Source organism: Flavobacterium sp., from assembly GCF_020217025.1.
Classification (GTDB): Bacteria; Bacteroidota; Bacteroidia; order Flavobacteriales; family Flavobacteriaceae; genus Flavobacterium.
The window spans coordinates 1-10,000 of the sequence record NZ_JAIWOF010000079.1; the positions used below are offsets into that span (position 1 = coordinate 1).

Consider the following 10,000-nt stretch of genomic DNA (forward strand, 5'->3'; position numbering starts at 1 on the left):
AGAGGAAATTCTTGTTTCTTCTGATGTTGGTGTAAATACAACATTAAAAATTATCGAGCGTATTGAAGAACGTGTTTCAAGGGACAAATATTTAGGAACCGATGAATTAAATGGTATTCTTCGAGAAGAAATTGCAGGTTTGTTATCGGAAACTAATTCAGGTGAAGCAACGCAGTTTGAAATTCCAGCGAATACAAAGCCATATGTGATTATGGTGGTTGGTGTTAATGGTGTGGGAAAAACTACTACTATTGGTAAGTTGGCATATCAGTTTAAGAAAGCGGGTTATAATGTGGTTTTAGGCGCTGCTGATACTTTTAGAGCAGCTGCAATTGATCAGTTGCAAATTTGGGCAGATAGAGTTGGTGTACCAATCGTAAAACAACAAATGGGAAGTGATCCTGCATCTGTAGCTTTTGATACCTTGCAAAGTGCCGTAGCTCAAAATGCTGATGTCGTAATTATTGATACAGCAGGTCGTTTGCATAATAAAGTTGGTTTAATGAACGAACTTTCTAAAGTGAAAAAAGTAATGCAAAAAGTGGTGGAAAATACACCAAATGATGTACTTTTGGTTTTAGATGGTTCTACAGGGCAAAATGCTTTTGAACAAGCCAAACAATTTACTGCAGCAACAGAAGTTTCATGTTTAGCGGTTACAAAATTAGATGGAACTGCAAAAGGTGGAGTTGTAATTGGAATTTCAGATCAGTTTCAAATTCCTGTAAAATATATTGGAGTAGGTGAAGGAATTGAAGATTTACAAGTGTTTAATAAATACGAATTTGTAGATTCGTTTTTTAAATAAGATTTATTATAGTGAAAGAACTTTTAAAATATAGAACAGTACAACTATTTTTAGTGGCTGTTATTATGGCTTTAGTAGCAATCCCTTTCGAAGGGTATGATTATATTTTTATTACACTTAGATTGGCTTCTTTTGCAATTTTTATGTACTTGTTAATTAAATTTACAAGCGGTAAAAAGAAAGTGAACAAATAATTTAAAAATAAATGCTGTTAGTTGATAATAGCATTTATTTTTTGCCATAATACTTCATCAAAATCAGATAGCGCCATATTTGAACCGTCGGCAGCATCTCCCATTCTAATAATTACTATTTTTCTACTTGGAATTACATATATCTTTTGATCATCTTTTCCTAAAGCACAATACATATCAGATGGAGCGGTTGGGATTATACTTCCTGAAAATTGAAATTGTGTTTGAGGTAAATGATAGCTTGACTTTCCGTTCAGCCACCATAAATAGCCGTATGATAAATTAATATTCTGTGAAGTTGTAGTCGCATTTTGCATATAACTTTCAGGAACAATTTGATTGTTTTCCCATTTTCCTTTGTTTAAAGCTAATAGTCCAAATCGTGCCATACTTCTTGTGTTACTATTATAAACACTTAAATTTCCATCAACGGTAGCCCATAAGCCTGTCATTCCTATTTTGGTTTTCAGTTTGGTATTGAAATAATTATTCCAAGTTTGTCCAGTAGAAGCAGCAACAACATCTTGTAGTTTGACATAAACATTATGATATGCCCAACGTGTTCCGGCATCGGCAACATATTGTAAGTTTGCGGGAGAAACATTATCACCTAAAGCATCGTTTAAACCTGATGACATGGTTAAAAGGTGTTTATTGGTAATTAAATTTTCTTTTGCGAGTGGAGCACTTGTCCATCCCGTTCCCAGGTAATTGGAAACTTTGTCATTGATGTTTAAATAGCCTTCTTGTTGAGCAATTCCTGTAACAGTAGCTGTTAATGTTTTTCCAGCGCTTGCCCAATACCAAGGTTCTGTTGCACTATGACCATTAAAGTAATTCTCCATAACTATTTTTCCATTATGAAGAACTATGAAACCTTTGGTGTGTTTTAATTCTAAATAATCTAGTAAGGGTTGTACTTGAGTTTCATTCCATCCAAGAGATGCTACTGTTTTCGTTTCCCATGTTGATGAACCTATTGGAGGAAAATACATAGCTTCCTCATTTGATGTATTTCCATCATCTGAATTGCAACTCCATAATGAAGTAACCAAGATAAAAAGTAATGATATTTTTTTCATAGCTAAATTATTTTTAGAACTTATTAAAGTTAGACAATAAAAATACAGAATAGTTTAATTCAAATAAATTTTAATTGTAATTTTATGGTTTAATTTGATAATTATAATATGAAAAGAATTCTTTTGTTAATTGTTTTAGTGTCAGTTCTTTCGTGTAAGCAGAAAATTACCGAGACAGATATTTCGAATTTAAACGGTTATTGGGAAATTGAAAAAGTAGAACTTCCCGATGGTGACAAGAAAGAATATAAAGTAAATGAAACTATTGATTTCTTTAAAATAGAGGCTAATAAAGGTTTTAGAAAGAAAGTAATGCCTCAATTAGATGGAACGTATTTGACTAATGATATTCAAGAAGATGTTGTTGTGGTTATTAAGGATGGTGATGCTTCACTTCAATACAAAACTACTTATGCTTCTTGGAAGGAAGAAATTATTGAATTAACTAAGGATAAATTAGTAGTAAAAAATCAACAAGAAATGGAATATTATTATAAAAGACCAGCAAAATTTTCAGTAAAATAAAATGGCAAAGCGATTTAACGAAGAGAGTCCGATAGGAGATGTATTAAAACAATTTATTTCTCAAAATAAGTTGGAAGCAGGTATGGATGTAGTTAATGTTCGAGATGCTTGGAAAAATTTAATGGGAAATGGAGTAAATAATTATACAACTGAAATACAATTAAAAGGTTCTACATTGTATGTAGCTTTATCGTCAGCGGTTTTGCGTGAAGAATTAAGTTATGGAAAAGAAAAAATCATCAAGATGATAAATGAAGAACTCAGAAAAGATTTAGTAAAGAATTTAGTTTTACGATAAAAAAAATCCCGATTCATTGAATCGGGATTTTTTTATATGATTAATTCTAAAAATTAGAATTGCTCTCTTCCTGAAAAATGGAAAGCACCTTCAATAGCTGCATTTTCATCAGAATCAGATCCGTGAACTGCATTTTCTCCAATTGAAGTAGCGTATTTTTTACGGATAGTTCCTTCAGCTGCATCTGCTGGATTTGTTGCTCCAATTAATGTTCTGAAATCTTCCACTGCATTTTCTTTTTCTAAGATAGCAGCTACAATTGGACCTCTAGTCATAAATTCAACTAATTCACCAAAAAATGGTCTTGCAGCGTGAACAGCATAAAAAGCTTGAGCATCAGCAATAGTTAATTGAGTTAATTTTAAAGAAACAATTTTAAAACCACCTTCTGTAATCATGTTTAATATTCCACCAATATGTCCGTTTTCTACAGCATCTGGTTTAATCATCGTAAAAGTTCTGTTTGTTGCCATTTTTTAAATTTTTTGCAAAGGTACCATTTTAATTAGGTTTTGCAATATTGTTTTTTTATTATTTTATAATAGTTCTAACAACTCTAAAACCATAAAACTCATGCGTTTTATTAGGTTCTGTTGAAATTCTATTAGCTGGTCTTACATAGTTTTGTTGACTATCCCATGAACCACCTCTAACGCTTCTTCTTTCACCCATTTCTGGTCCTTTAGGATTGTCACCTTTTTCTAATTTGTAGAAATCTTTATTGTACCAATCCCAACACCATTCCCATACATTTCCGCTCATGTCGTAAACTCCTAATTCGTTAGGTAATTTTGTTCCTACTGTGTGTGGTGTTCCTTTGCTATTTCCTTTGTGCCAAGCAACATCATCTAAATTATTGCTGCCACTGTATTTAAAGGATTTTGATGATGCTCCTCCTTTTGCTGCAAATTCCCATTCAGCTTCTGTTGGTAATCTGTATCCGTTTGCATTGAAATTACAAACAAAATTTGGACCTTTTTTAGTGTAGACGGGTTGTAGTTTTTCTTTTTTGCTTAGCCAGTTACAATAAGCAATAGCTTCATTCCAAGTTACACCGTTTATTGGGTAATTATCTTGCCATCCCCAAGTTGGTTTTTCTGGCATTTTCATTTTGTTAGCTTTGATGAATTGTTTCCATTCCCATACTGTAACTTCAAATTTGCTAATTTCAAATGTATTTAAATTGACAGTATGCTCTTTTTGTTCATCGACATCTGCTAAACCATCAGAATCTTTTGAACCCATTTTAAAAGTTCCACCCTGAATTTTGATTAAGTCAGTGTCAATAAGACTATTTTTAAATGCAAATAATGATAAAAGGGTAATTAATAATGTTGAATAAAACGTAATTTTTTTCATAAGTTTAGTTATTAATTTAGGTGTGCAAATATAATAATAATATAACATTATAAGGCGAAATTGTTATAAAACGTAATTTTTACCTTAAATTGATGTTAAAAAATTAAATATATTGTTTTTTATCGAAAAAAAAAGTATTTGGTCGACTTTTTTAAACAATAACTAATGAAAAATTTTGCTTTAATGGTTGTAAATCAATGTATAGAAGTGAGAAAAAAGCCTCAAAATTATCAATTTCGTTATAAAAATCTGCAAAATTTGATTTTCTTTCTTGTAAAGATTGATTTGGGAATAATTCGTTTTGAAGTTGAATAATTCGTTCTAATTTTTCGGTGTGAATTCTTTTTTCAGCTTTAAGTAATTTCTTTTCTAAATTTTCTAAACCTTTTAATTGTTTTACTTCTTGTGCTTTTACAGCTCCTATAAATGATTTGTCAGTTTTATTTGCAATGGTATACAATGCTTCAAACTGATTTTTAAGAAATGCTTTTTGTTCGCTAAAATCTATAGTCAAATCTGAAAATTCTTTGGTTTTCTCATTCACTAAAGTTTGTTGATTTTGAAAAATATCAGACCAATTTAAATCTAATTTTTCCATTTTTTCAACTTGCTTTTTTGTTGCAACTAAAACGGAATTTCTGAGTAATAGAATAGGGAATGTTATATTTTTAGCTTCAAAATTAGATTTTAATTCTAACCAATACGCCAATTCGCCACCGCCACCTATATAACAAAGATTGGGTAAAATCCCTTCTTGATACAATGGACGTAAAATTACATTTGGACTAAAGTTTTTTGGATTATTCTTTAATTCAGTTAAGATTTCGCTTTCTGAAAATGATAATTGTGTGTTATTGATTTTATAATTTCCATTTTCAAAAACAATGCGTTCTCTCAAATTATCTTGAATGTAAAACAAATTAATTTCTCTAGGATTTACCTGAACGTTATATTCTTTTAATAACGGAAGTGTTTCGTTTACTTTTTTAAATGAAGTTTGCTCTAATAACTCTTCTTTAGCATAAGGAATGAATAGTTTTTTTAGCTCTAAATCATCACCATCAATAATTACTAAACCTTCATTTTTGAATAATTCATTAGCTAAATATCGAGTAGCATCTGCTAAATTTTCGTGTTCTAAATAGGAATTTTTAAATAATTCTCGAAGATAATTTGCATTGTTTCCTAAGCCTAATTCATTCGAAAACTGCTCAAAAACTTCTTCCAATCCAGATGTGTTTAATCTCCCAACCGGACCTTTACTTTCTTTTTTCCACTGGATTTTCTTGCCTTTTAAATTGAAAAAATTGATTTCATCAAAATCATGATCTTCAGTTGCCATCCAATATACTGGGACAAAATTATTTTCGGGATAAGCCGTTTTTAATTCCTCTGTTAAATTAATAACAGAGATAATTTTATATACAAAATACAATGGACCAGTATATAGATTTAACTGGTGACCAGTAGTAATGGTAAAGGTTTTTGAATCTTTTAAAAGTTCTATGTTAGTAGAAGTAGCTTCAGATACTTCAAATTTTTGGTATTGATTTAGTAATGCATTGACTAAGATTTCACGGTTTCCAATTGGAAAATTTTTATTTTTTTCCTCCATTTGAAGTTTAAAGTTTTCTAATGTTGGAAATCGATTGTATAACGACTTTAATTCAGCCTTTTGGTCTAAATAATCTACAATTAGTTTTGAAAAATATCCCGAATTTTGATACGTAATACAGTCGTTTGGCATTTTAGCAATTATTTTTCTGCTAAAATACTAAAAATATACCTCACAAAAAGTGTTTTAACAAAGGCTTATAATTTTATCTTTTTAGGGTGAAATGTCCTCTATGTTCTTTTCCATTTTCTCTTTTTACTACAAACCAATAATCGGATGATGGCAATGGTTCTCCATTGTGTTTGCCATCCCAACCTAAATCGTTTGGTCCAAATTGAGTTATAAATTTACCTTGTCTATCAAAAATTAAAATTTTCAGATTGGGTTCGTTTTCAGAAAATTTAATTCTCCAGAAATCATTGTATCCATCATCATTTGGAGTGAAATATCTAGGATGCATGAGTAAGTAAATTTCGTCGAAACTTACGCCACATCCGTATTTATCTCTAACAAATATGGTATATTCTCCGTTTGGTAAGTTAGAAAATAACGGACTGTCTTGATATTCAATTCCGTTTAATGAATATTCATAACTACCTAAACCGGTAACATTCACAGTAATTGTATTGTCTTGTTCTGTCCAATCTGATGTTTCAAATGGACCAATAGTAGCAGGATTTGATAAAACAACAGCTACACTTTTAGTTGTAGTACATATTACGTTTCCATGAATTTCAGTTACTGTTAAACTATAATTTCCAGGCTGATTAATTACTATTGATGGAGTAGTTTCTCCAGTTGACCATAAATAACTATCAAAATAACTGTTTTCATTTAACGTAACAGTAAAGTTTTCACATAAGTAATACAAATTGTTTAAGGTGATTATGGGTGTTGGTATTAGAGTTAAATGTAAATTACTAATTTGGTAACATCCAAAATTATCTTTTACTAGAACAAAAAATGTTTTATCAGTTTGATTTAAATTATAATTTGAAAAAGTAGTTACTTGGTCTGATGCTGTTTGATTTTGTGCTCCTATTAGCGAATTATAATAGGTGAAATTATAATTATTAGGATTACTTATAATGTTTTGATGGAATTGTCTTAAATCAACCATTTCGATGCCATTATTGCCATTGTCACAAATAAGTGTTGCGAAATCTTGTGTATTAGGTAATGGTAAAAAGGATGATGAAATATATGCTGTAGTGGCTAACGTTTGACAATTACCTCTTTTTACTTTAATAACAATATTACCTTGGGTCAAATTTCCTAAAGTATTTGATGTACTCCATGTTAGTCCACCATCAAAACTATATTCATCTCCAATTGTTGTTACAGTAACACTAGCATATTTGTTACATCCAGCTGGGTCAATTGTATAGGTAGGTTGAATGCTTTCTAAACTTCTTACATAAACATAATAATTAGGAGAGGTACATCCTAACGCATTTCTTATTTTTAAAATATAGGTATCAGCGGTAACATTGTTAAGAATGTTAGAAGTTTGCCAAGTATTTCCTCCGTCAAAACTATATTCACTAGCTGGAGTTGTAATTGTTATGCTTCCTAAATTGGAACAGTAAGGTTCAACAACATTGTAATCTAAAGTGTTTAAGAAAACACCTTCAATTGAAACAATTCTAGGATTCGAAATACAACCATCAGTGTCTTTTATTCTTATTGTATAAATTCCAATAGGCAGGTTTGTAGCGATACTACTAGTTGACCAAGTTAGACCATCATCAAAACTATATTCGGTCGCTTGAGTTTGTATAGTAATAGAACCAAAATCGCCACAAAAACTAGGACTTGTATAGGTTACATAAGGCGTGCTTAGTAATATAGAGCGAATTGTAATAGGCGAATTGTAAGATTCGCATCCCATTATTGTTCTGATTTTAACCTGATAAGTTCCTGGATTTAGATTTGTTAACGTGTTAGATGTTGTCCATGTTGCCCCGCCATCGAAGCTGTATTCTGATGCAGGAGACGTAACAGTTATGGTTCCATACGCTACATGACAACTTGGTTGCTGAATTTCAATTGTAGGTAAAACAGCTACCTGATTTGGTAAAATTGTAACACTGTTGGTGGAAATACATCCGAAATTATCAGTAACTGTTACTGAATATGTACCAACAGAAGTTACATTAATACTTTGAGTAATTTCGCCGGTTGACCAAAGATAATTTGCTCCTTGAGACGCGGTTAATGTTGTACTTCCGCCACAAACATTTAAAATTCCTGAAATAGTTGTAAATGGGTTTTTAACCGTAAGTTGTATTGGAATTATCTTATAACAAGTTGCATCTTTTATAACTCTAACAAAAATGGCAGAAGTATAGCTTTCAAAATTTTGAAAATTTGGTATCGAATTTACATCATTATAAGCATCATTTTGATTATAATAATAACTAAAAGTGTAGTTTGAAGAGTTGTTGATTATTAAGTTTTCACAGTTTGTTAAATCAAAAAACTCTTTTCCATCATCATTCAAATCACATTTAAATAAATTTGTAGTTGTAGGCTTGTAATCACAATCGGGCGAACAATTTAAAAAGGAAATATCCCAACCTGTATTTGCATCACTGTCAGAGGCACTTGTAAAGTTAGTTCCAGAACAAGGAATATTACTTTGAATAGTACCATAATTTATGACTGCTTGAACATTGTAGTTATTGTTTGTTACATTAGGTAAATCAATTGCATTAATTTCAAAACAAAAAGTTTTGGTGTTCATATCCAATTGAGAAGGTGTGGATGAAGTGTAAACAATTTGATTGTTTTGGTCTAAAACTTTTATTTCTATAGATTGAACATTTGCGCTTACGCCTCCAGAATTAGGAATTGTAAATGTTCCACAAACTGATAATGGAAAGGTAGGGCATATTTCAAATAACGGATTTAATTCAATACTTCCTTGTAAATTTTCATTAGAATGCAACAAACATAAATCATCGATATAAGCGTAACCAAAATGACCACCTAATCCACATCTTGATGCGGTAAATTCTATTATGAAGTCTTCATTATTAGGAATTGAAGAAATATCTAATATACCTGATTGCCAATTTTGAGTATAAAGCACTACACTTTCACTATTTGATGATCCAAATTGAGTAAAAATACAATTTGTAGGATCTCCAATTAAACAAAACTCACTAACGACAATGTTATTTTTAATAATTTTAGCCTTGAAATAAGGTTGTTCATTATCATGGTCAGATCCTGCTATACTTTGAAGAACTGCTTTAAAATTAAATTTTACTTCCGTTTCATTATTAGTTTTAAAACGTTTTGTTTGAACAACTCCAGAAGTAATTGATGAAAATTTATGATTTACTTTTAAAACATATTGATCAAATCCGTTAATATTACCGATAAATTCATCATAATAATTAGATGGTACCGTAGTAGCCATAAAATTGGTTGAGTTTGGACTATACTGAGTAATTCCTTGGTTTGCAGTTACGTAAACGTCTTTACATTGCATAGGATTGTCTGGCGATCCAATGCCGTAACTGTAGTTTTTTAAAGTAAAAGTATTATTCGTGTTTTCAAATTCTTCAAAACCTCCATTGTTACATAAAAAAACCGAACTTTGTAATCTTGAAAAAGGAATAAATCTATTGGAATTCAAATTTCTTTCAGCTTCAATTTTGTTAAGGAATTGTTCCCTTTGAATAGCATCATTTAAATTAAATTCTGGTGTGCTTTCAAAGGCACGACCGTTAATCAAAACAATGTTTGAATTTCTGGTATTTAATTCAGAATTTTGTCCTAAACAAGTAATAGTTAGAAAAAGTAGAGAGATTTGAAAAAGAAAATTTTTCATTTAGTAGAATTTTTTTACAAAAATATAAAAAAATGAAAGATTTTTCATAACATTATTATTTAAATTCTTTCTAAAATAGATAACCGTAATTATACTGTAAAACTTTGAAAAATATCCTCCTAATCACTCCACCTTTTACCCAACTGAATACACCGTATCCAGCAACGGCTTATATCAAAGGTTTTCTGAATACCAAAAACATTTCCGCTTACCAAATGGATTTAGGTATCGAAGTGATTTTAGAAATGTTTTCAAAGAAGGGTTTAGAAAATTTGTTT

General features: G+C 30.5%; 8 protein-coding genes. 3 read left to right on the forward strand and 5 right to left on the reverse strand.

The genetic code is table 11. The features are described 5' to 3' along the window. Positions 1 to 808, forward strand: an 808-nt coding sequence (gene ftsY / locus LDL23_RS03805; RefSeq protein ID WP_291264520.1) for a signal recognition particle-docking protein FtsY, incomplete at its 5' end; no start/stop codon positions are given. A gap of 211 nt (positions 809 to 1,019) precedes the next feature. Here ftsY and LDL23_RS03810 read toward each other — a convergent pair. Next, on the reverse strand, positions 1,020 to 2,084 hold the full coding sequence (locus LDL23_RS03810) for a serine hydrolase (protein WP_291264521.1): 1,065 nt from the start codon (positions 2,082 to 2,084) through the stop codon (positions 1,020 to 1,022). Between the two features lie 108 nt (positions 2,085 to 2,192). On the opposite strand from LDL23_RS03810, the gene LDL23_RS03815 reads away from it, so the two are divergent. Further along, positions 2,193 to 2,609 (forward strand): lipocalin family protein, encoded by a 417-nt coding sequence (locus LDL23_RS03815; protein ID WP_291264522.1) that lies wholly within the window; start codon positions 2,193 to 2,195, stop codon positions 2,607 to 2,609. 1 nt (position 2,610) lies between these two features. Then, the gene (locus LDL23_RS03820; protein ID WP_291264523.1) at positions 2,611 to 2,907 is read left to right on the forward strand and encodes a DUF721 domain-containing protein; all 297 of its coding nucleotides are present in this window, start codon (positions 2,611 to 2,613) and stop codon (positions 2,905 to 2,907) included. A gap of 53 nt (positions 2,908 to 2,960) precedes the next feature. On the opposite strand, the gene LDL23_RS03825 is transcribed toward LDL23_RS03820, so the two are convergent. The 4 genes from LDL23_RS03825 to LDL23_RS03840 all read right to left on the reverse strand — a co-directional run bounded on the left by LDL23_RS03825 (position 2,961) and on the right by LDL23_RS03840 (position 9,722). Further along, on the reverse strand, positions 2,961 to 3,380 hold the full coding sequence (locus tag LDL23_RS03825; RefSeq protein WP_008253880.1) for a nucleoside-diphosphate kinase: 420 nt from the start codon (positions 3,378 to 3,380) through the stop codon (positions 2,961 to 2,963). Positions 3,381 to 3,438: 58 nt separating this feature from the next. Beyond that, positions 3,439 to 4,266, reverse strand: coding sequence for an SUMF1/EgtB/PvdO family nonheme iron enzyme (locus tag LDL23_RS03830; RefSeq protein ID WP_291264524.1), 828 nt, complete (start codon positions 4,264 to 4,266; stop codon positions 3,439 to 3,441). Positions 4,267 to 4,417: 151 nt separating this feature from the next. Next, the gene (bshC, locus tag LDL23_RS03835; protein ID WP_291264525.1) at positions 4,418 to 6,013 is read right to left on the reverse strand and encodes a bacillithiol biosynthesis cysteine-adding enzyme BshC; all 1,596 of its coding nucleotides are present in this window, start codon (positions 6,011 to 6,013) and stop codon (positions 4,418 to 4,420) included. 73 nt (positions 6,014 to 6,086) lie between these two features. After that, entirely contained in the window at positions 6,087 to 9,722 is a 3,636-nt protein-coding gene (locus LDL23_RS03840; protein WP_291264526.1) for a T9SS type B sorting domain-containing protein, read from the reverse strand. Positions 9,723 to 10,000: the final 278 nt, after the last annotated feature.